Genomic DNA, 21,743 nt, shown 5'->3' with positions numbered 1-21,743 from the left:
ACACTCGCTCCTTCGTCCCCAGGTGCTCTACGCCTCACCCGAGCGCTTGGGGACGCAGAACAAAGGAACCCTTATGGCAATCGCTCAAGTCATCGTCTCCGGGCTGCTCATCGGAGGCATCTACGCCCTGCTCGCCTCAGGCATCACCCTGATCTTCGGCGTTCTCAAGGTCGTGAACTTCGCCCACGGCGAGCTCCTCATGATCGGCATGTACGCGACGTTCTTCCTCAATCAGGCCTTCGGGATCCACCCGTACGTCGCCATCCCGATCGTCGCGGTACTGCTCTTCGTCGTCGGCGCAGCGATGCACGCGGGCCTGATCCGGTGGACGATCTCCGGCGGTCACTCACGCCAGATCGTGCTCACGCTGGGCATCGGCATCTTCCTGCAGAGCGTCGCCCTCATGGCGTTCGGAGGAAACTACCGGTCAGTGCAGCTCGAGCCAATCCTGGGTGGCTCCCTCCAGGTGTTGGGTATCAGCATCGGCACCACGCGGCTCGCGGCGTTCATCATCGCGCTCCTCATGACCGGTGCGTTGCTGCTCTTCCTGGACAAGACGCTCATCGGCAAGGCGATCCGCGCCACCGCGATGGATGGCTACGCAGCCCAGCTCATGGCGATCCCGGTCAACCGGATCTACCTGCTCACGATGGGTATCGGTGCCGCGATGGCCGGCATCGCCGCCGCAGTGCTCGTGCCGATCTACCCGGTGTATCCGACGATCGGGCTCAACATGCTCACGATCGCGTTCGTCGTGGTGGTGCTCGGTGGCCTCGGCAGCGTCATCGGTGCCCTGTACGGAGGATTGATCATCGGGGTCGTCGAGGCCCTCTCCGGATACCTTGCCGGCGCAGCCATGAGCCAGGTGGTGGTCCTCGCACTGTTTGGGGTCATCCTGCTCGTGCTCCCGCAGGGCCTAATGAAGGCGGAGGCAGCCTAATGGTCACCGAAACACGCACATCTCGCCAGGAGCGCACCGCGCGCACGAGCGGCGCCCTCAGCCTTCGTGCGGTGGTGACCGCGCTGGTGGTCATTGCGGCGTTGCTCGGCGTCCTCACCGTGGCGGCAGCACAGCTGCCATCGATGTGGGGCCACATGATTGTCATGACGCTGATCTGGGCCGGGCTCGCCACGGCCTGGAATGTCGTCGGCGGTTTCGCCGGTCAGATCTCTCTCGGGCACGCTGGATTCTTCGGCGTCGGGGCCTACGCGAGCACGCTGCTCTATGTCGACTACGGCATCTCACCGTGGTTCGGCCTGCTCGTCGCCATCGTCCTCGGTGCGGCGCTGGCGTGGGCGATCGGTATCCCGTCCTTCCGCCTGCGCGGGCCGTACTTCGCCCTCTCGACGCTGGCGTTCGGACTCATCGTCTTCCACCTCTCGGTGCACCTGCGGGACCTGACATACGGGCAGGTCGGCGTGCCGGTGCCGTACGACCCCAGCTTCGGGAACATGATCTTCCCGGACCGCTGGCAGTACGTGATCCTCGCTGGCCTCTTCCTCGTGCTCTGCCTTGCCGTGTCGCAGGCCATCGCCCGGTCGCGGATGGGCTACCGGCTTGCCGCCGTGCGTGACGATGAGGACGCCGCCCGGGCGCTCGGAGTGAACACCAGTCGGGTCAAGCTCGTCGCGGCGATCTTCAGCGGCGGCATGGCAGCCGGTGTCGGCACGATCTACAGCCAGTACATCCTCTTTCTCTCGCCCGACAGCGTCTTTGGTATCGCCGTGTCCATCGAGGCGCTCGCCCTCGCCGTCGTGGGAGGGGCCGGGTTTGTCTTCGGTCCACTGGTCGGCGCCGCAGTGCTGGTCCCGGTCAGTCACATCGTGCTGGCAAGGTTCGGTGGCGATGCCCCCGGCGTGCACACGCTCGTCTACTCCGCCGTGCTCATCTTCGTCGTCCTCCTCGTCCCCGGCGGGCTGTGGAGCCTCGTCGAACGGGTCAAGCTGCGGGTACGGGCCCGTAATGGACCGCCCGTGAGCGCCGCCGAAGAGCAGCAGGTCAAGGAAGGGGAGCTGGTGTGAGCACCGAGTCCGTGATCACCGCCACGAAGGTCAGCAAGCACTTCGGTGGCGTCAAGGCGGTCGACGAGGTCGACCTCGAGGTCCACAGCGGCGAGCTGCTGGCCCTGGTCGGGGCCAACGGCGCCGGCAAGAGCACGCTGTTCAACCTCATTGCAGGCGCTTTCCGGCCCACGTTCGGAACCATCACCGCATTCGGCCAAGACGTCACCAATACGCGTGACTACGACATGTGCCAGATGGGCGTGGCGCGCACGTTCCAAGTGGTCCGCCCACTCCAGGGCATGACGACGCTGGAGAACGTCATGGTCGGTGCGTTCGTGCGGACGGCATCGGTCGAGGCTGCCCGCGGGGCGGCGATGCGAGCCGTCCGGCTGGTCGGCCTGGAGCCACTCGCCGACGTCTCGGCCGCGAGCCTCACGCTCTCCAGTCGCAAGCGCCTCGAGGTGGCTCGGGCACTGGCCACCGAGCCCAAGGTGTTGCTGCTCGACGAGATGATGGCTGGCCTCAACCCGGCCGAGCTCGAGAGTTTCATCGAGACAGTGCGGGGCATCAACCGGGAGGGCATCACGATCGTCGTCGTGGAGCACGTCATGCGGGCGGTGACCCAGCTAGCGCAGCGCATCGTCGTGATGAACCAGGGCAGGAAGATCGCCGACGGCTTGCCCGACGCCGTCATGAAGGATCCCCGCGTCATCGAGTCCTACCTGGGAGAGAGCTATGCCACTGCTTGAGGTGAACTCGGTCGAGTTCCACTACGGCGAGGTGCAGGCGCTCAATGGCGCGACCTTGCACATCGACGAGGGCGAGATCGTTGCCCTGGTCGGCGCCAACGGTGCCGGCAAGACCACGCTCATGAACGCGATTTCGGGCGTCTACCGCATCAGTGCTGGCACCATCAGCTTCGACGGGAATCAGGTCCACGAGAAGCAAGCGCACCTGTTGCCCGAGCTAGGCCTGGTCCAGGTTCCGGAGAACCGACACCTCTTCCCCTACCTCACGGTCGAGGACAACCTCCGGCTCGGTGCCTTCGCGAAGAACGCCCGGTCGCGGTCGAAGGAGACCGAGGAGTGGATCTACGAGCTGCTCCCCGCGCTCCAGGAACGGCGCAAGCAGCGGGCTGGCTCCATGAGTGGTGGCCAGCAGCAGATGCTCGCGATCGGCCGGGCGCTCATGGCTCAGCCCCGACTGCTCATGCTGGACGAGCCCTCGCTGGGCCTCGCGCCCATTATCGTCTCCCAGCTCTTCGAGCTCATCACGGAGATCCGGCAACGGGGCACGACGATCCTGCTCGTCGAGCAGAACGTTCGGCACGCGCTGAGCATCTGCGACCGCGGATACGCACTCCAGGAGGGGCAGGTCGTCATGGCGGGCACCGGGCAGGGGCTGCTGAACGACCCCGGCCTCACCGACGTCATGCTCGGCATCGCCGAGATCGCCCGTACTTGAGGCACGCCGCTCGGCATCTCGCTCATCGACCCAATTGATCTTCCGCACCGAATGACAAGGACAGACGTGGACAACGGAAACTTGAAGCTTCAGGGAAAGACGGCACTGGTCACCGGGGCAGGCCGCGGCATCGGACGGTCCTACGCCCTCCGCCTCGCCGAGCTGGGCGCCGACGTCGCCGTGCTCGACTTCGACCTCAAGTCCTACGAGGCGTTCGAGCTGGAGAAGAGCTCCATGCAGGGCGACTCGACCGCAGCCGAGATCGAAAGCCTCGGACGCGGGGCCCTCGCCATCGAGGCCGATGTGACCGAGCCAGAGGCCATGCAGGCCGCCGTCGACCAGATCATCGAGGCATGGGGCAGGCTCGACATTGCCGTCTGCAACGCCGGTGGCGGGATCGGCGCCATCAGCGAGACCAAAGCCACCGAGGTGGCCGACGACGTGCTCGACGGCGTCCTCCAGCGCAACCTCTACGGCACCATCTACACCTGCAAGGCCGCCGCCGGACCCATGAAGAAGCAGCGCTCAGGTCGCCTCATCACGGTCTCGAGCCAGGCCGGCCGACGCGCCGACCGCACGGGAGGCTACGCCCACTACGGCGCCGCCAAGGCAGGTATCGCCATGTACACGAAGTACCTCGCGCAGGAGGTCGGGCCCTACGGCATCACCGCCAACTGCATCGCTCCGGGGTACATCGGCACCGGTCGCCTCATGCCGCTCTTCGACACCATGGGCGGCGAGCAGCTCACCGACAGCGTCGCTCTCCGCCGCCTCGGCACGCCCGAAGACTGCGCGGGCGTCGTCGAATTCCTCGCCACGGACCTCGGCGCCTACGTCACCGGGACGGTCATCCCCGTCGACGGCGGATCCACCCTCTAGACCCCAAGCCACCCCTTTCGCATCGATCGACAACGGAGTTAGTGACATGACGAACATCACCGCATCGACCACCGGCGCCCAGGGCGTCGCCGAGGTCATCGCCACCTTCGAGAAGCCCATCGTCTTCGGCATGCCGGGCGGGCACACCGTCCAGATCTACGACGCGCTGCGCGACCACCAGGACACCGTCGAGAGCGTCCTCGTCCGCGAAGAGTCCATCGGCACCGTCATGGCCGAGGCCTACGGCCGCCTCTCCGGGCGCGTCGCCGTCGTCATGGCCCAGGGCGCGTGGGTGCTCGGCGCCGGCGGTATCGGGGTCATGGAGGCCCACCTCGGCTCCTCCCCGATGGTCATCCTCATCGACACCACTGAGGGTGGGACCTACTCCCACCACGGCCCCTACCAGTCAGGGTTCGGTGGCTACGGCGCCTACGACCTGCCCACTGCCATGGCCGCCATCACCAAGCGGACCTTCGTCGCGACCGACCCGGTCCAGGCCGTGCAGATGACCCAGCTCGCCGCCAAGCACGCCCTCGACGGCGAGCCCGGCCCCGTCGCTGTGGTCTTCCACAGTGACGCCCTGCTCAACCGTTTCACCGAGGCCGACGCCGCCCGCGTCTTCATCGACCGGAGCTACCTCTCGCCCGTGCCCACCACCACCGACGCCGCCATCGCCGACGCCGCTGCGGCCATCAAGGGCGCGGCCCGCCCGATCATCGTCGCCGGCAACGGTGTGCGTGACGACGCCGGCCTCGATGCGCTCCTCGCGTTCGCCGAGGCCCTCGACATCCCGGTCGCCACCACCACGAGCGGCAAGAGCGTCTTCGCCGAGGATCACCCGCTCGCCGCCGGCGTCATGGGATCCTTCGGGCAGAACTCCGCCAACACCCTCGTGGGCGATTCCGACCTGATCATCGCCGTGGCGACGAAGCTCGGCTCGACCGACACGATCGACGAGAAGCCCGAGCTCATCGACGCCGGGCGGCAGACGATCGTCCAGGTCGACATCGAGGCGCTCAACATCAACTGGACCCACCCGGTCGCGCACGGCCTGCTCGGCCGCGCCGGCGACGTGCTGCCCCGGCTCGCCTCGGCGGCCACGGGCGTCGCCGCCGGCGGACGCATGCGCGTGGCGCAGGTACGCGAGCAGGTCGGGTACTTCGAGGAGATCGCCGCCAGCGATCCGGACGCTCAGGTGGTGAACCCCCGAAAGCTCGCCCGCACGCTCGGGGAGACCCTCCCGGCCAACGCCGTCGTCATGTGTGACGCAGGGGAGAACCGCATCTTCATGCTGCACGACTACCAGGTCCGCCAGGGTGGCGTGCTCATGCAGCCCAACGGGGGTGGCGGCATGGGCTACGCGGTCTCCGCCGCATTGGCCGCGACCTACACCCACCCCGACCGCCAGGCGGTCGCGGTCACCGGCGATGGTGGGTACGCGATGAGCCTCCACGGACTCATGACGGCGGTGGAGAACAAGCGCAAGGTGCTGGTCGTCGTCATGGACAACCAGGCGCTCGGCTGGGTCAAGCACGGTCAGGGCGAGCGTTCGTTCCTCGCCGACTTCGCGCCCTTCGACCTCGGGGCGATCGCCGCCGCCATTGGCTGCACCGCCATCACCGCCACATCGGACGACGAGGTCCGCGCCGGTGTCGCCGCTGGGCTGGAGAACGACGGAGTCACCGTCTTGGTCGTGAAGACGAACCTCACCGAGTCCTACCTCACGATCCAGACCTCGATGGCAGGGGTCAGTCACGAGCAGGTCACCAGCAAGACCGCATGACACACGCCGGGCCCGCTACGACATTCATGTCGCAGCGGGCCCGGGGCCGTCCCGGGCTGACGGGCACGTGACGGTGGCAGCTTCGAGCAAGGAGGTCTGGTGTGACAAGCACGAGCGAGGTTCTCGACGATCTGGAGGATCGGCTGTTCATCGGCGGACGCTGGCGCGAGAGTGCGTCCGGCACCCGGTTCGACGTAGTCGACCCCGCGACCGGGGATGCCATCGCCCACGTGGCGGATGCCACCCCGGCGGACGGGATCGCGGCACTCGACGCCGCCGTCGCGGCGGCCGAGTCCTGGGCGGCGACCACGCCACGCGTGCGCGGTGAGATCCTGCGTCGGGCGTTCGACCTGGTGCAGACCCAGTTCGAGGAGCTCGCACTTCTCATGACGCTGGAGATGGGCAAGCCTCTCGCCGAGTCGCGGTCCGAGGTGACCTACGGTGGCGAGTTCCTCAGGTGGTTCAGCGAGGAAGCGGTCCGCATCAACGGCCGGTATGGCACCAACCCCGAGGGGACCGGGCGGATGATCGTCTCGTACCGACCGGTCGGGCCCTGCTACCTCATCACCCCGTGGAACTTCCCGCTGGCGATGGCCACCCGCAAGATCGCCCCGGCCCTCGCCGCCGGGTGCACAGTGGTCCTCAAGCCGGCCGAGCTCACCCCGTTGACGACACTCGCCCTCGCCGGCATCCTCCAGGAGGCAGGCCTGCCCGACGGGGTCGTCAACGTCGTGACGACCACCGACGCCGCCGGCGTCTCCGGTCCGATCATCCGTGATCCCCGGCTGCGCAAGCTCAGCTTCACGGGCTCCACACCGGTGGGCAAACAGCTCATCCGACAGGCAGCGGACTCGGTCCTGCGCGTGTCCATGGAACTGGGCGGCAACGCGCCGTTCCTCGTGTTCGAGGACGCCGACCTCGATCTCGCCATCGACGGCGCGATGCTGGCGAAGTTCCGCAACATCGGCCAGGCGTGCACCGCCGCGAACCGGTTCCTCGTTCACGAGAGCGTCGCCGAAGAGTTCGCCGAGCGTGTCACAGCGCGGGTGCGAGAACTGCACATGGGACGCGGCACCGAGCACGGAGTCACGATCGGGCCGCTCATCGACGACCGTGCGGTGACCAAGGCGCAGGACCTCGTCGACGACGCAGTCATGCGCCGCGCAGCCCTTCGTGTCGGCGGTACGTCCGCGCCGGGGCCGGGGACGTTTTTCGAGCCGACGGTACTCGTCGGTGTCGCGACGGGCAGCCGCATCCTCGAAGAGGAGATTTTTGGTCCCGTGCTGGCGATCGTCCCGTTCGCGGACGAGGCCGACGCCGTTCGGCTGGCCAACGCCACGGAGTTCGGGCTCGTGAGCTACGTCTTCACTCAAGACCCCGCTCGCGGGCAACGGATGATCGACCGGCTCGAGACCGGGATGATGGGCCTCAATGTCGGCGCCATCTCCAACGCCGCCGCCCCGTTCGGCGGCGTGAAGCAGTCCGGGATGGGCCGAGAGGGCGGTGTTGAGGGAATTCACGAATACCTCTCGGTGAAGTACACCCTGACGCCTGATCCATACGCGAAGAGGTGATGATCGCCGTAGGCCGGATTCTGGCCTGATGTCGATTCCAGTCCCCCTGGGTGTACCGGCCCGCGGGTACGTCGAGCCCCAGTTGATCGCGATTTCGGACTGACGGTCAGTACGCGATCTCAAACGGCACGTCTCCCACAGGAGAATCGGCGACCCACATGCCCAAGGATGCGCATAGGAGTTGCCATGAAGTTCAGTCGTAAGAGCCGGATCGTCACGCTCGGAGCGGGAATCACGCTCGCCCTCGCGGCGTGCTCGTCGAGCACAGGCGATAGGCCGGGGGGAGGCGAGAGTGGAGAAGACCCGATCACCGTCGGCGTCCTCCTCCCGCTCACCGGAAGTCTCTCGGCACTCGGTAACGAGATGTACAACGGATACAAGGTCGCCCAGGCGATCATCAACGAGCAGGGCGGCATCGATGGTCGCCCGATCGAGTTCAAGGTCAGCGACGCGCCGACCCCAGAAGACGCGGTCGCCGTCGCCGGGACGCTGAGCATGGACCCCGACGTCTCGGTGATCATGGGCTCCTACTCCAGCGGCATCGCCATCCCTGCCTCGGAGGTGGCCAACCGCAACAGCACGGTGTACTGGGAGACGGGCAGTGCCGCCGCCGAGACCACCGAACGCGGTCTGGAGCACCTCCTCCGTACCAACATCTCCGTGTCACTGCCGGCGTATCAAGAGACGGCGGCCGACTTCTTCGACGACGTGGTCGGCCCGGCGATGGCCAAGGACTTCAGCGACGTCCGCGTCGGGATGGTCTACGAGGACAGCGCGTTCGGGACATCGTCGGCCGACGCCGTGCGGCAGATGGCGGCGGACAACGACTGGAACCTCGTGGCCGACCTGCCCTACACCGCGACCGCGAACGACCTGTCCTCCGTGATCGAGAACCTCAAGAGCGCCGACGTGGAGTTCCTGTACGCGATCTCCTACGTCAACGACGCCATCCTGCTGATGAAGCAGTCGCAGGAGCTGGGGTTCGAGCCCGGTGTGGTGTTCGGGTCCGGGGCAGGATTCACGACACCGGACATCGCGGAAGCGCTCGGTGACCGAGTGAACGGCATTCTCGCCGGCGATGGAGCCCCGCTCGGTATCACCGACGAGCTACTCAACGACGGTTTGTCGACCACATACGAGGAATGGACCGCGAAGTACGAGGAGATGATCGGCCGCCCGCCGCTGGCGCACGCCACCATGGGATTCCACGGGGCGTACGTGCTGTTCGAAGAGGTCCTTCCCCACGCGGACGTCAGTGACCCGGACTCGATCCTCGAGGCGGCCCGATCCCTGGACCTCCCTGACGGTGGCACCCCGACGTACTACGGTGTCCAGTTCGACGAGACCGGTCAGAATGTCCGAGCGGGGTACTACATCATGCAATACCACGACGGCATCATGAAGACTGTCTACCCAAATGCTGCGGCCGCTGCCGAGTTCACGCTTATGGGGGAGTAGCCGGGGTGTCCTTCAGCGAGCTTGCACCCTCGGGGTCATAGCTCAGTTCTCCGGGCCTGCTGGGCATGCCTCCGATCTTCGGGGTTATCCCCAGCAGGCTGTGTCCTCCGCCTGGCATCTCGCAAGGTAGGGCTTGGACTGGCCCGCAGGCCTCACGGCAAGAGGGCGGCGCCGTTGAGATCGAGAACGCTTCCGGTGATGAAGCCGACCCGGTCGTCCCGAACGAAGCCCACGGCGTGGGTCACCTCAGCCGCCGCGCCGATACGCCCGACCGGCACTTGTTGCATCTGCTCATCGATGATGTCCGCTGGCTGTACGCCAGCGATGAGGAGACCCTCTGGCGCGACAGTGTTCACCGTGACGCCGAACCGGGAGCACTCACCAGCAACGATCCTGGACGGGCCGATCAAGCCCGCCTCGTAGCCGCTGTAGTAGTCCACGTCGCTCGCCTCGACGTGGGTTCACCCTGGCCACGGGAATAGCGACATTGATGATCCGCCAGCATCGAGTGCACCTTGCCGACCTGCTGCTCGTGAAGCGGCGGCAGGCCAATGAAACAGGTTCGTGCCATCTTCCGGTGACTGCTGTTATCGGCAGTCGTTGAGCTGGGCGCGCCACCCAGTTCATGAACGGCGCAGGGTCCGCTCGATCGCTGCGCGCTCGGTGGTGAGCTGTTCGGCGTCCTTGCGGTTGATCCATGCCCGTAGGTCGGTGACGAGGGGGCGCGGACCGCAGGAGCACGAGGGCGGTGCCGAAGGGAAGCATGCGGATGGTCTCAGGTGGCATGACGGGGACGCGGCGCATGGATCGTTGGACGGAGCGGGAGCCGTGGTCGCCGACGGAGACGGACTCTGTGATCTCGTCACGCTCGCCAATGAGCGCGGAGACGTCCTGGAGGTCTTTGGCGACGGACGCCCCGCCGAGGACGATCTTGACGATGGATGCGTCCCCGATGGCTCCGGCGTTGTGGTCGCCCCACCTGGCGCGTGCTTGGGACAGGGACTGGAGGACCGTCATGGTGGTGAGCCCGGTGCCTCCGCCTTCGGCCATGAGCACGGGCAGTGACGGCAAGGGGGAGAGGTTGCCGATCTCGTCGAGCGCGAGGAGCAGCGGCGGGTCCAGCCGCGCACCCGGCGAGGCGGCGGCCAAGGCGCGGGCGGTCTCGACGAGGTCCTCGATGAACGCCGCGACGAGTGACCAGGACGCCGAGGCGCCGGCCCCGGTGGCCAGCAGGTACATCGTCCCGTTGCCGCGCAGGAACTCGGCCGGGTCGGACGACTCGCCGGGCCGGGGGAGACGGCGTCCATGACGCGGGGGTCCGCCAGGCAGGTCAGCGCGAGGGAGACGCCCATCCAGATCGAGTCTCGGGTGCGCGGGTCGGAGTGGATGGTGGATTCCAGCGACTCGGCCCAGCCGGGCGCGGCGTGGGGCTGTGAGGACAGGATGGCGACGGCGTCCGCCGCGGCCGAGGGGGACAGGGACCAGGCGAACAGGTCGCGCGGTGAGCACTGCCCGAGGGCGGCGGCATGCAGCAGGGCTTGCAGGGCCGTGCGGGTCTTGCCTTCCCAGAAGCCGCCGGACTCGACTCCGCCCGTGGATAGCCCGGTGGCCGAGCTGAACCCGGTGGCGCGGATCATGGCCGTGAGGGGGTTCTCGCACCCGCGCACGAGAGACCAGCGCAGCCCGGTGGGCAGTCCGTGGGCCAGGTGCTGGGGATCGAAGACGGCGATCGGGCCGCGTCGCTCGCGCGCCTTCATGGTGGCGGTGAGGTTGTCCGGGCGGGTCGAGGTGGTGATGACGGCCCCGGGCGCGTCGAGGATCGAGTTGATGACCACGTGCAGGCCCTTTCCCGACCGGGGCGGGCCGAGCACTAGGACGGAGTCCTCGACGGACGCCCACACGTCCTTCCCCTTGGAGGAGCCGAGCAGATAGCCGACGTCGGACGGGGCCGGCTTGATTAGCGACGGGCGCAGGGCTCGGGAGCGGGCGAGCAGGGCCTTGGTGGATGCGGCCTTGGCGACGTCGCGGCCGGTGGCGGTTCCGGCGAGCCGGCGCGGGTCATCACGCGGGACCCCGGTCTTGTCGCGGCGGAACAGCCGCCACACCCCCCAGGCCGTCGCGCCGAGCCCGGTGAGGATGACACCGACCACCCGACGAGTCCTACGCCGGGTGCCCAGGATGCCCAGCCGGGCTCCCAGTTCTAGAGTCTTCGGGTCGGGGCGTCCCACGAGAGACGGGGGAACTCCATGTCGACCTCCACCGGTACGCACTCGTACACGTATGTGACGCTGGTCGCGGCGGGAGCCGCCGTCGGGGGCCTGCTCTTCGGGTTCGACACCTCGACGATGAACTCGGCGATCAACGGCATCCGGGAGACGATGGCGCTGCGCGCCGGTGAAGTCGGTTTCGTGACCGCGATCTCGTTGATCGGCTGCGCCGTCGGCGCCTGGTTCGCTGGCCCGGTTGCCGCGCGGACGGGTGCTCATGGCCGGCATCGCGATCGTGCTCGGATCGGTCGGTGCCGCATTCACTGGTTCTCCGGGGCTGCTGACGGTCTGCCGGTTGGTGACCGGCGTGGGCGTCGGCGCGGCCAGCGCCGTCGTGCCGTCCTACGTGTCCGAGATCGCGCCGACGAGCATCCGGGGACGTCTCGGCACGTTCTGGCAGTTCGCCATCGTGATCGGGCAGCTGCTCGGCCTGCTCTCTGGCTACGCGCTGGCGCGATGGGCCGGCTCCGAGTCGGCGCCCCTGTGGTGGGGCGGAGCCGCGTGGCGGTGGATGTTCGTCGTGGTGGCGGTTCTCGCGTCGGGCTACGTGGTGATCACCCATTTACTGCCGAGGTCCCCGGCGGATCTGCTGCGCCGGGGGAGGGAGTCGCAGGCAGGGGCCCTGGTGGTCAAGGTCGGTGGCCGGGGCCAGGGGGTTCGCGACCACCTGGCGGCCATGAAGGAGAGCCTGGCGGGAACGAGCAAGGTGCCCTCGCTCAAGGTCTTGCGCGGGTCCCGGTTCGGGCTGAAGCCGATCGTGTGGGTCGGCCTCCTGCTGGCCGCGTTCCAGCAGCTCGTCGGAATCAACATCGTCAAGAGCTATTCGAACACGCTATGGCAGGTCGTCGGGTTCTCGACGGGCGCCTCGTTCGGGATCAGCATCTTCACGGTCTGTGTGAGCATCGCCTCGACCGTTGTCGCGATACTCGTGATGGACAGGGTCGGTCGGCGGACGCTGCTCGTGGCTGGGGCGGCAGTCATGGTGCCGGCGCTCGGCACCCTGACAGTGTGCTTCGCCTCCGCCACCCCGACGGGGGCCGGAGGTGGTCTCGCCATCGGTCAGGGCGCCGGGATCGCCGCTCTGATCGCGATCAACGTGTTCGCCGTGGGTTTCGGCGTGACCTGGGGACCGGTGATGTGGCTGATGCTCGCAGAGCTGTTCGACAGCGGCACGCGCACCATCGCGGTGGCGCTGTGCACCGCCGTGAACTGGCTGACCAACTGGGCCGTGACCTTCACCTTCCCCGTGCTCGCCGGTGTGGGGCTCAGCTTCGCGTACGGGATCTACACCGCGTTCGCGGTGCTGGCGCTGATCTTCGCGCTGCGGGTGCTGCCGGAGACGAAGGTGAAGGTCCTTGACTGACACGACGGGGCAGGGCAAGCCCCAGATCCGGACGCTCGTGATCCTCGGTGCGTCCGGAGACCTGACCGGCCGCCTGCTGCTACCGGGCCTGGCCAGCCTGGTGGGCCGTGGCTCGGCGCCCGGCCTCCGGCTGGTCGGAACCAGCACCAGCGACTGGACGGACGAGCAGTGGCAGGACCGGGTCCGGGAGTCCTTCGCGACAACCGCCGCGGACAGCGACGCGACGCAACGCGCTGCGCTGGAACGGATGGTGGACTCCGCCACCTATCACGAGCTCGACGTCACGGCGCCGGGCGCACTGGCCGGACTGATCGCGTCGGTCGAGCCACCCGTCGCCCTGTACTTCGCGCTGCCACCCCAGGTCACCCAGCAGGCGAGCGAGCTGCTCACACCCGCCGACCTACCGGCAGGCACCCGCCTCGCCCTGGAGAAGCCCTTCGGGACCAGCCAGGAGGCGGCGCGCTCCCTGAACGCCACGCTGGCGACCCTGGTGCCCGAGGACCACGTGTTCCGGGTCGACCACTGGCTGGCCTCCCCCACGGTCGTGAACATCCTCGGTCTCCGCTTCGCCAACCCCCTGCTCGAGCCGGTATGGAGCGGAAGGTACGTCGAGAAGGTAGAGATCACCTTCGACGAGGACCTGACCCTGGAGGGACGCGCCGGCTACTACGACTCGACCGGTGCTCTGCGGGACATGATCCAGAGCCACCTGCTCATCGTCATGGCGCTTCTCGCCATGGAGCCTCCCGCCACCCTGGACCAGCGCGACGTGCGAGACGCGATCACCACCGTCCTGCGTGCCGCCGCGATCGGCGACGACCTTGCCGGGAGCACCAGGCGGGCCCGTTACACCGCCGGAACCATCGGCGACCGGTGGGTGCCGAACTACCTGGACGAGCCCGGCGTCGACCCGGACGGGAAGACCGAGACGCTGGCCGAGGTTAAGGTCGGGATCCACAACTGGCGGTGGGCGGGGGTGCCCTTCATCCTGCGCTCGGGGAAGTCGCTGGCGCGTTACCACAAAGAGGCAATCGTCACCTTCAAGCCCGTGCCCCACCTGCCCACGGGTTTCGCGGGCCACCAGTCACCGGCCCGCATCCGCATCGGCTTCGCCCCCGAGATCGTCGGTATCGAGTTCGACGTCAACAGCCCGGGTGACGTGTTCTCCCTGGACCGGGTCGTGCTGCGGACACACCTGGCGGAGTCGGACCTGCTCCCGTACGGACAGGTGCTGGAGGGGGTGCTCACCGGTGACCCGCTGTTGTTCGTCCGGGGGGACGCCGCGGTCGAGTGCTGGCGAATCGTGGAGCCAACCCTCGCGGCGTGGGCCGCAGACACCGTCCCCCTCGAGACCTATCCCGCCGGCTCCAACGGACCAGAGGGCTGGGCAACCTCCCGCGGAGAGCGCACGCTGACGTAGACACCTCCCGGCGAGCCGCGACTCAAGCGGGTCCCGGACGAGGCGAACGGTCGATCGGACGGTCAGACCGGGTGCAGAGCTACCCACCGACCTTGGAGTTGTCGGGGTGCCGCTCTGCCTTGTCCCTCGTCTCATCCTCGCCCACAACCGCAGCGCACGCTGACGATCACCACTGCCGGCTTCGCCCCCGGCGTAGTCGTCACGGTGGTCAAGACAGTGGGTCGACATAGGTCGACTCTTCCAAGGTTCGAGATCTAGCGTCCGGTGTTTCATGCGTCCACAGCGCTAGACCGCTCGGCACAGCGGAGCGCTGCTGCGGCGAACGCCTGGGCCTGCTGGCCCCACAGGCGCCGGGTCTCGCACGACGCCTGGATCGCGGCTTGCTCGATGGAGGCGACTGCGCGTTCGAGCTCGTCTGGAGTGGGGGCGCTGACCGAGACGAGGCCGACGGCGCGCAGGATGCCGTGCCCGGTGGTGAGGTCGGTCTCCTGCTGGAGGACGTCGGTGTTCTCGGCGGACTGGGCGGCGTCTTCCATCTGACCGATGCGGGCGCGTTGGGCCGCGTCGGAGATGTGCTCGGTCTTCTTTTTACGGATGTCGCGCGCGGCGACGTCGGCGCGGACGGGCGTGAACAGCATGGAGAACGTTCGCCGCACGCCGGAGGCGAGGAGTACGGGGTGGAGGAAGTCGGGGTAGACCAGGGAGCGCGGCCATTCGGAGATCCACAGCACGGCGTGGTGGGCACCGTGGGTGCGTGCCCGGAGCCTGGCGGCCTACATGTTCGTCATGCAGGGCGCTCAGGCGGCGGGGTCCGCCGTGTGGGTGTCGCCGCCCCAGCCTTCGGGTACCCGGTCAGGCTCGCGGCGAGTGGGCTGCTGCTCCTGCTCATCCCCCTGAGCATCGCGATGTGGCCCTTGCCGGCGACCATGGGCAACCTGGACCGCACCATCGAGCCGGCCAAGGACGCGCTGATCGACCCGCAGGAGAGGGCGGACCCCTGCGCCGGCCCGGTTACGGTCGTCACGACCTATCGGGTCGACGCCGAGCACGAGGCCGACTCCGTGCGCGCGATGGCCCAGGTGCGCCTCTTCCGGCTGCGCACCGGTGCCACCAGTTGGAGGATGACCCGCTCCCTGGAAGACCCAAACGTGTTCACCGAGGTCTACACCCTGCCCACCTGGCGTGAGCACATCCGCCAGGAGCGGGACCGGACCACGGGCGAGGACCGCAAGCTGCTGGCCCGAGCGCGGGATCTGGCGCGCGATGAGCCGGTCACCAGTTGGCACCTGCCCGCCTGACCCGGCGCGCCACGGCACCCCGGGCGAGGTCACCAGCCCCTAATTGGGCCTCGCGGTCGTCCTGTCCCGTCGGCCCTGTGCCCGGGACCGGTGGAGGAGTAGCGTGCCTCCCGGCGAGAGAGGACCCGGCGCGGTGGCATAGCGCCCGGGTTCGTCCGGCCTCTCAGACACGGCCGACCGCCTGCGCCATGGCGCCCACTACGGTGCGCCGTCCGCTCCCCGAGGGCAATGAACGCCGAGGCCACCCAACCCTCGGGCAGCACTCGTTTCACGACCTCCACGCGTCGCCCACCCCCGCAAGGACCTCCGGGCGCCGGCGTCGGCGAGGGGAGAGGGGCCGCCCGGGCACGACCACACCGGCGGGCGTCCTCCTCGAGCGCGCCCGGGACCAGCAGGCACGGGCGCACCGCCCGACGAACCGGAGAGCAGCCATGAAACGTATTCGGGCGGCGGCCCTGGGGGCCGCTATCATCCCGCTCGCCCTGGGGCTACCCAGCGCAGCCGCACAGGACCGCGACCAAGAACACCCTGAGGACCTCGCCCAGGAGCAGCCGGCGACCGACGCCGACTTCACCCGGTCGGTGCTGGCGACCGGCCTGTCCGACCCGTTCGAGATCACGTTCGGGCCCGACGGGATGATCTGGACGACCGAGCGCACAGCCGGCCGGGTCACCCGCGTCAATCCCGAGACCGGCGAGAAGAAGACGGCGCTGACCATCCCCGACGTCCTGACGACGCCCGGCGAGCAGGACGGCCTGCTGGGCATGGCCCTGCACCCGGACCTGCTCGACGGGAACCGGAACCAGTACGTGTACCTCTCCTACACCTACGACGGCGGCGGGCAAGGCCCCGAGGGTGAGCAGATCGACCGGCGCCAGCGCATCGTCCGGTACACCTACGACGCGGATACCGAGACCCTGGGCGAGCCGAAGGTCCTCATCGAGAACCTGATCGCGAGCGACGACCACAACTCCGGCCGACTGATCTTCCGCCCCGACGGCACCCTCCACTACACGATCGGCGACCGCGGCAACCTTCAGGACCTCAACGCCTGCAAGGTGAACCAGGCCCAGCGCCTGCCCACGCAGAACGAGATCGAGAACAAGGACTGGACCGCCTACCAGGGCAAGACGCTGCGGCTGAACCCGGACGGCTCCATCCCCAGGGATAACCCCAAGCTCAAGGGCGTGCGCAGCCACATCTTCACCTACGGGCATCGCAACGCCCAGGGCCTCGTGGTGGGCCCCAAGGACCGGATCTACTCCTCCGAGCAGGGACCCAAGAGCGACGACGAGCTGAACCTCCTCCGGGCTGGCGGCAACTACGGCTGGCCGAACGTCGCCGGGTACAAGGACGACAGCGCATACGTCTTTGGGAACTGGGCCGCATGGCCCGAGTGCACCCCGGAGAAGTACAACGCCTTCGAGATCCCCGACGCTGTCCCCCAGATGGCCGAGCACGAGTTCAACGACCCCGCGTTCGTGCCCCCGCTGCGGACCTTCTACACCGTGCCGCCCGACTACAACTTCCGCGGCGCGGCGTGCGCGCCGTCAGGGTTCTTCTTCATCTGCTACCCCACCGTCGCCCCGGCCAGCCTGGACTTCTACTCCGACGACGCGATCCCCGGGTGGGAGAACTCGTTCCTCATGCCCACTCTCAAGAACGGCACCCTCTACCGCCTGCCGCTGCTCGACGGTAACGGCACCCGGGTCAACGGTGCGCTGCCCCTGTTCACCAGCGTCAACCGGTACCGGGACACCGCCGTCAGCCCTGACGGGAGCACAATCTACGTCGCCACCGACAGCGGCGGCCTCGCCCGCGGCACCAACGGCGATGCCACGTCCGAGCTCCAGAACCCCGGAGCGATCCTCACCTTCCGCTACGACGGGTCAACCGACTGAGGACCGCACAGCGCGCGGCACCGGCACGCGAGGGGCTGGGGGACGACGATGGCCGCGTCCCTGTGGGACGCGGCCATCGTGCTCGGCCGGCGCGGGCGGGGGCTGCCTGCGCCGGCCGGTCTGGGGCTCGGGCTACATGCCGCCGAGCATCTGGTCGAAGGAGGGGACGTCGGCGTAGAGGTCCGCCGGCCCGCCGTTCTCCCCGTCGGCGACCATCTCCGCGAGCTCGCGGCCGGCCCGGGGGCGGAGCGCGCCGCAATCCGACCCGAGCGCCGGACCGCCGCGAGCGGTGACCAGGAACCGCTCGTCTCGTCGCCCCGGCGCGCATCGGGTCACAGGAGCCGGTTAGGGCCGTCCACAGGAGCGAGTTGTCCACAACCTCACCGTCCGCCCACGCCCGACGGGACCGTTTGTGCGCACCCTTCGCGAGAGGCCGGCTCTCGCGAACCGGCCATGAACGAGGGGCGACATCGTGCTCTTCTACGTCATCCTCCGGTTCTGGTTCGCACTCGGGCTCCGCGCCTACGCCTTCTTCCAGGTATGGATGCCAACGAATTACCCGGTCCGCTGGGCCAGCACCGACCCTTGGATCAAGTGGGGCCTTCCCGTCGGCGTCGCTCTGACGCCCGTGTACTACCTGGCGATGACCTGGAGCGGGGAGTACTTGGACGCTGCCGGCTCAGGCTGGTGGTGGGTGCCGACGCTGTGGGGCGTGATAAACACGATCAAGTTCGCCCACGTCGCCATCCGCAGCCCGGTCGTCTGGGTCTACCGGACCGTACGCCGTCGCACCGAGCGCTGAGTGGAGGCCTACCAGCGGTGGCCGGTGCAGTAGCCGTTGGTCCGACGCGCACACCTGTCCGCCGAGAACAGGGCAGAGGTCGTTCTGGTCATAATCGGAAGGGAACGCGTGATGACTTTTGTGCGCTCGCCGAGACCGCGACCGCCGAGCACCTGCACGACTACGGGGACGTCCTTGACCTGATCGACTCCCTGCAGGAACGAGTACGTCCGCACGAAGGCCTTGGCCTGGCTCTTGAACTAGATCTGCTCATCCTCGTCGAACTGCTCGATGTACTCGGCTGCGCAGCGGTCGAGGATCGGGTCAAGCTGCGACCGATCGACGTCCTCGTCCGAGTACACCCCGGCGCGGGCGAGCGCGGCCTGCAGATCGTGGAGCTTGTCGGGGTCGGTCTCTCCGGTCAGAACGGTGGTGCGGTAGTACGGCTCGAACGCCGCCCGGATCTCGTCGGCGGTGTCGAAGTCGATCACTGCGGTGTCGGACTTACCGGGCGTGTGCGGGGAGCACGGCGGCGACCCCGAGTCCATCCACTTCTTCCACCGGGCCGGGCTGGACTACGTCTCCTGCTCGCCCTATCGGGTACCGGTCGCGCGGTTGGAGGCCGGACGGGCGGCAGTGATGGCAGGGGCGGACGCGACGGCCTGACGGGGAGACGACGGCGACCCGAGAGTGCGTGCCGACGGCTCAGGCGAGGCTCCGCATCCGCAGGTGTCGCAGGTGGGCCGTGACCTCCATGAGAGCCATCCGGCGGTTGGGCGAGTCGAGGTTCTCCCAGCCACGGGACCACGTGATCCTCTCGGCGATCTGCCAGACCGTCGCGTGTGGCTGGTCGCCGAGCAGCTCACGGATCTCCGCGGAGCGCTCTGCCTGGTGCGCCCGGAGCTCGGCCGTTCGGTCGGCCAACCCACGGAACCGGTACTGGTGGGCGGGAAGGACCTCGAAGTCCGCCCACGGCTCCACCGTGGCGAGCGAGCCGAGATACTCGGCGACGGAGTTGCGGTCCGGTTCGTGCGGCCCGACGCCGACGTTGGATGAGATCGTCGGCAGCACGTGGTCCCCGGTGAGGATGACACGGTTGTCCGCGTCGACGACGCTGAGGTGACCCGCGGTGTGCCCGGGGGTGAAGAGGACGCGGACGTCGCGTCCCTCCAGGGGGAGCAGCTCGTCGTGCTCGAGCTCTCGCAGAGAGGTCTCGAGCGCCCGTGGCACCCACGGTTCGGCCCGGAGGAGCTCGGCGGTGACCTGTGCCGGAGTTCCCCCGTCCTCCAGCCACAGCCGGTCGGCCTGCGCCCGGGTGGTCCGGTCGCTCGTCATGAGGCGCCGGATGCTGGCGGCCTCGACCCGGTGCGTGCCGACCCACGCACCGCTCGCCGAGGCCAGCCAGGGCGCCATGGCCAGGTGGTCGGAGTGGGCGTGGGTGACGACGACTCCGACCAGCCGTGACAGCCGCAAACCTGCTTTCTCGATGGCGCTGGTGAGCTGGTGACGCCCGGTGTCCTCGTCCCAGCCGGGATCGACGACGAGGAATTCCCCGGCGTCATTGCTCAGCACATAGCTGAAGGTGTGGCGAATGCTGTACGGACACGGAACGGGAACGACCCACACGTTCGCGGCCAGCTGCTCCACCGGTGGGAGTGTGCGGGCGTGCCAGGCGTCGTACTGCGCGGAGCCCGTGATCTCGATCATCGGCCCGATCGTAGCGGCCCCCCGATGGCGAGGGACCGACTGTCGCACATTGCGATGAAACGGCCGCCCGGCCCCCTGTCCAAGGATTTCTCCCGAGTGTGCCGAATTGAAACACCTGGAATGCGCGACCTACTGCACAAGGAGAGTCGGTCTACCCTCGGGAGTGCTGACTATTGTCGCGGTGAAAGGCGATCTCCATGTGCTTGACCAGGGTCGGGCTGCCCGAGCGGTCGCGGCGGTGAGGTACGGCGAGTCCGTGCAACGGAGCGAGACCGGCCTCACCAACTTCCGAGACGTCGGTGGGCTGCTCACCGCCGCAGGCAGCCCGACGAGGAGTGGCGTGCTGTACCGCAGCGATGTGCCGCTCGCTGGTGACGACGTGCCGGAGGGCGCGGCGGTGTGGCCGCCCAGGACGGTCGTGGACCTGCGGTCTCCTGGCGAGTGGCGTGGCAGCGCCCACCCGCTGGCGGATGCTGCAGAGGTCCGCCGGCGCCCCGTGGTCACCGACGAGGTCGACAGGGGTGCCGCGGCGGGTCGAGAGCTGCCCGGGAACGCAGACCTCGGCGCCTACTTCACCACCATGTACATCCGCTGGCTGGAGAGGCGCGGAGACGCGGTGACCGCCGCAGTCGCGGCCGTCCTGGACAGCCCTGGGCCCACCCTGGTCCACTGCGCGGCGGGCCGCGACAGAACCGGCGTCGTCGTGGCTCTGCTGCTGCGCGCCGCGGGGGTGGAAGCCGGCGAGATCGTTGCGGACTACCGCAGGACCGAGGGCAACATCAAGGCGTGCATGGCGCGTCTGGCACGGGCCGGTGCGCTGGGATCGGTCCCCCTCGACGCTGACTTCGTCACGCCGGCAGCCATCGAGGCGGTTCTTGGCCATGTCGACCGAACCTACGGGGGCGTGCGGGGCTGGCTGACCATGAGGGGGGTCAGTGAGGCACAGCTCGAGCAGTGGGTCGACCGCATCGTGGGGAGCGAGCCACACGACCATCGTCCGGTCCTCCGCGAAGCCGACCCGATGCCCTGACACCAGGCGGGGTCACAGAGTCGCGGTGAGGCCGCCGTCGACGACCAAGGACCCTCCGGTCATGTAGGACGAGGCCCGCGAGGCGAGGAAGAGGAGTGCTGCGTCAAGCTCCTCCTGCTCGCCGAACCGGCCCAGGATGCTGTTGTCTGCGACCATCTCGCGGAGGAAGTCCTCCCCCTTGGACGTCGTCATCTCGCTGGCGAAGTATCCCGGGCACAGGGCGTTTACCCGTATCCCGCGCCGAGCCGACCACTGCTGTGCAAGGTCGCGGGTGAGACCGAGGACGCCGGCCTTGCTCGCGGCGTAGTGCGCCTGGGGGGACAGGGATGCCACCAGTCCCACGACGCTCGCGATGTTGACGATCGATGACCCCTTGGGCATGTGCGGGGCGCAGGCAACCGCGACACGGTAGGTGCCGACGAGGTTGATGTCGATGGTGTCCTGGAAGACCTGCGGGTCCTCGCGCAGCGCAGGACCGGCAGGTCCGACGCCGGCGTTGTTGACCAGGACATCGATGCGCCCGAACTCCGCGACCGCGGCACTGGCCAGCGCTTCGCACTCCGCCTGGAGGGAGACATCGGTCCGGTGCACGAGCACGCTCGTCCCTGCGGCGCGCAGCTCGTCCGCCAGGGCAGTGAGGCGGTCCTCCCGTCGGGCGGCGAGCACGAGGGTCGCGCCCACAGCGGCCAAGGCCCGGGCGAACCCGAGACCCAGGCCTGAGCTCGCGCCCGTGATGACGACGACCTTGTCATCGAGACGGAATCGTTCCAAGAGGTCCACCGTGCTGAATGCCTGTGTCATGCTTGCCTCCGAC

At 68.4% G+C, this 21,743-nt stretch carries 19 protein-coding genes and 4 pseudogenes; 16 read left to right on the top strand and 7 right to left on the bottom strand.

Features of this window, described 5'->3' with window-relative positions; genetic code table 11:
* Positions 1-73 precede the first annotated feature (73 nt).
* The 9 genes and pseudogenes from EJK16_RS10505 (at position 74) to EJK16_RS10470 (ending at position 9,162) form a co-directional block, all read left to right on the top strand.
* Positions 74-940 (top strand): branched-chain amino acid ABC transporter permease, encoded by an 867-nt coding sequence (locus EJK16_RS10505; RefSeq protein WP_127129035.1) that lies wholly within the window; start codon positions 74-76, stop codon positions 938-940.
* 71 nt (positions 941-1,011) lie between these two features.
* Positions 1,012-2,022, top strand: coding sequence for a branched-chain amino acid ABC transporter permease (locus tag EJK16_RS10500; RefSeq protein ID WP_164737288.1), 1,011 nt, complete (start codon positions 1,012-1,014; stop codon positions 2,020-2,022).
* A gap of 89 nt (positions 2,023-2,111) precedes the next feature.
* A pseudogene (locus EJK16_RS20635) lies at positions 2,112-2,456 on the top strand (ATP-binding cassette domain-containing protein); the annotation flags it as partial.
* Positions 2,457-2,513: 57 nt separating this feature from the next.
* Entirely contained in the window at positions 2,514-2,753 is a 240-nt protein-coding gene (locus tag EJK16_RS20630) for a hypothetical protein (protein ID WP_370276019.1), read from the top strand.
* Positions 2,740-3,468, top strand: a complete 729-nt coding sequence (locus EJK16_RS10490) for an ABC transporter ATP-binding protein (protein WP_127129029.1) — start codon at positions 2,740-2,742, stop codon at positions 3,466-3,468. Before EJK16_RS20630 ends, EJK16_RS10490 begins: the two co-directional genes overlap by 14 nt.
* An 81-nt stretch (positions 3,469-3,549) precedes the next feature.
* Positions 3,550-4,347 (top strand): SDR family NAD(P)-dependent oxidoreductase, encoded by a 798-nt coding sequence (locus EJK16_RS10485; RefSeq protein WP_205739705.1) that lies wholly within the window; start codon positions 3,550-3,552, stop codon positions 4,345-4,347.
* A gap of 46 nt (positions 4,348-4,393) precedes the next feature.
* Positions 4,394-6,130, top strand: a complete 1,737-nt coding sequence (locus EJK16_RS10480) for a thiamine pyrophosphate-binding protein (RefSeq protein ID WP_127129025.1) — start codon at positions 4,394-4,396, stop codon at positions 6,128-6,130.
* A 101-nt stretch (positions 6,131-6,231) separates the two neighbouring features.
* Positions 6,232-7,704: an NAD-dependent succinate-semialdehyde dehydrogenase gene (locus EJK16_RS10475; RefSeq protein WP_127129023.1), complete on the top strand. Its 1,473-nt coding sequence runs from the start codon at positions 6,232-6,234 to the stop codon at positions 7,702-7,704.
* A gap of 186 nt (positions 7,705-7,890) precedes the next feature.
* Positions 7,891-9,162, top strand: coding sequence for an ABC transporter substrate-binding protein (locus tag EJK16_RS10470; protein ID WP_164737287.1), 1,272 nt, complete (start codon positions 7,891-7,893; stop codon positions 9,160-9,162).
* 152 nt (positions 9,163-9,314) lie between these two features.
* Here the strand turns inward: EJK16_RS10470 and EJK16_RS10465 are convergent, their stop codons facing one another.
* Both EJK16_RS10465 and EJK16_RS10460 read right to left on the bottom strand, forming a co-directional pair.
* A complete protein-coding gene (locus tag EJK16_RS10465; protein ID WP_127129020.1) occupies positions 9,315-9,602 on the bottom strand; it encodes an SDR family oxidoreductase in 288 nt (95 codons plus the stop codon).
* 183 nt (positions 9,603-9,785) lie between these two features.
* Positions 9,786-11,312 (bottom strand): annotated as a pseudogene (locus EJK16_RS10460) (type IV secretory system conjugative DNA transfer family protein); the annotation flags it as partial.
* A gap of 313 nt (positions 11,313-11,625) precedes the next feature.
* Between EJK16_RS10460 and EJK16_RS10455 the strand changes: the two are divergent.
* Together EJK16_RS10455 and EJK16_RS10450 are read left to right on the top strand one after the other, a co-directional pair.
* The gene (locus tag EJK16_RS10455; RefSeq protein ID WP_255411483.1) at positions 11,626-12,792 is read left to right on the top strand and encodes an MFS transporter; all 1,167 of its coding nucleotides are present in this window, start codon (positions 11,626-11,628) and stop codon (positions 12,790-12,792) included.
* Positions 12,785-14,212, top strand: a complete 1,428-nt coding sequence (locus EJK16_RS10450; protein ID WP_240645929.1) for a glucose-6-phosphate dehydrogenase — start codon at positions 12,785-12,787, stop codon at positions 14,210-14,212. The genes EJK16_RS10455 and EJK16_RS10450 overlap by 8 nt, the downstream gene beginning before the upstream one ends.
* Positions 14,213-14,497: 285 nt before the next feature.
* Here the strand turns inward: EJK16_RS10450 and EJK16_RS19585 are convergent.
* Positions 14,498-14,973: pseudogene (locus EJK16_RS19585) on the bottom strand (SCO6880 family protein); the annotation flags it as partial.
* On the opposite strand from EJK16_RS19585, the gene EJK16_RS19580 reads away from it, so the two are divergent.
* Together EJK16_RS19580 and EJK16_RS10440 are read left to right on the top strand one after the other, a co-directional pair.
* Positions 14,890-15,510, top strand: coding sequence for an MFS transporter (locus EJK16_RS19580; RefSeq protein ID WP_370276009.1), 621 nt, complete (start codon positions 14,890-14,892; stop codon positions 15,508-15,510). The pseudogene EJK16_RS19585 and the gene EJK16_RS19580 overlap by 84 nt on opposite strands.
* A gap of 431 nt (positions 15,511-15,941) precedes the next feature.
* Complete coding sequence (locus tag EJK16_RS10440) at positions 15,942-17,411, top strand: glucose/sorbosone family PQQ-dependent dehydrogenase (RefSeq protein ID WP_127129014.1); 1,470 nt, start codon at positions 15,942-15,944, stop codon at positions 17,409-17,411.
* A 132-nt stretch (positions 17,412-17,543) separates the two neighbouring features.
* Here EJK16_RS10440 and EJK16_RS10435 read toward each other — a convergent pair whose 3' ends face one another.
* Positions 17,544-17,747, bottom strand: a complete 204-nt coding sequence (locus tag EJK16_RS10435) for a hypothetical protein (RefSeq protein WP_127129012.1) — start codon at positions 17,745-17,747, stop codon at positions 17,544-17,546.
* A gap of 136 nt (positions 17,748-17,883) precedes the next feature.
* Here EJK16_RS10435 and EJK16_RS10430 point away from each other — a divergent pair, with 136 nt between their 5' ends.
* A complete protein-coding gene (locus EJK16_RS10430; protein ID WP_127129010.1) occupies positions 17,884-18,213 on the top strand; it encodes a hypothetical protein in 330 nt (109 codons plus the stop codon).
* 239 nt (positions 18,214-18,452) lie between these two features.
* Here EJK16_RS10430 and EJK16_RS10425 read toward each other — a convergent pair whose 3' ends face one another.
* A complete protein-coding gene (locus tag EJK16_RS10425) occupies positions 18,453-18,740 on the bottom strand; it encodes a hypothetical protein (protein ID WP_164737261.1) in 288 nt (95 codons plus the stop codon).
* Here EJK16_RS10425 and EJK16_RS10420 point away from each other — a divergent pair.
* Positions 18,703-18,858: pseudogene (locus tag EJK16_RS10420) on the top strand (putative PEP-binding protein); the annotation flags it as partial. The gene EJK16_RS10425 and the pseudogene EJK16_RS10420 overlap by 38 nt on opposite strands.
* A 39-nt stretch (positions 18,859-18,897) precedes the next feature.
* On the opposite strand, the gene EJK16_RS10415 reads toward EJK16_RS10420, so the two are convergent.
* Positions 18,898-19,899: an MBL fold metallo-hydrolase gene (locus EJK16_RS10415; protein WP_127129006.1), complete on the bottom strand. Its 1,002-nt coding sequence runs from the start codon at positions 19,897-19,899 to the stop codon at positions 18,898-18,900.
* Positions 19,900-20,062: 163 nt separating this feature from the next.
* On the opposite strand from EJK16_RS10415, the gene EJK16_RS10410 reads away from it, so the two are divergent.
* Entirely contained in the window at positions 20,063-20,929 is an 867-nt protein-coding gene (locus EJK16_RS10410) for a tyrosine-protein phosphatase (RefSeq protein ID WP_205739704.1), read from the top strand.
* Between the two features lie 12 nt (positions 20,930-20,941).
* Here EJK16_RS10410 and EJK16_RS10405 read toward each other — a convergent pair whose 3' ends face one another.
* On the bottom strand, positions 20,942-21,730 hold the full coding sequence (locus tag EJK16_RS10405; RefSeq protein WP_127129002.1) for an SDR family NAD(P)-dependent oxidoreductase: 789 nt from the start codon (positions 21,728-21,730) through the stop codon (positions 20,942-20,944).
* Positions 21,731-21,743 lie beyond the last annotated feature (13 nt).

The sequence above is a fragment of the Georgenia sp. SYP-B2076 genome, assembly GCF_003991205.1.
GTDB lineage: Bacteria > Actinomycetota > Actinomycetes > Actinomycetales > Actinomycetaceae > Georgenia.
Note: the sequence above shows the minus strand (reverse complement) of the source record. Positions and strands in the feature narration are given on the sequence as shown.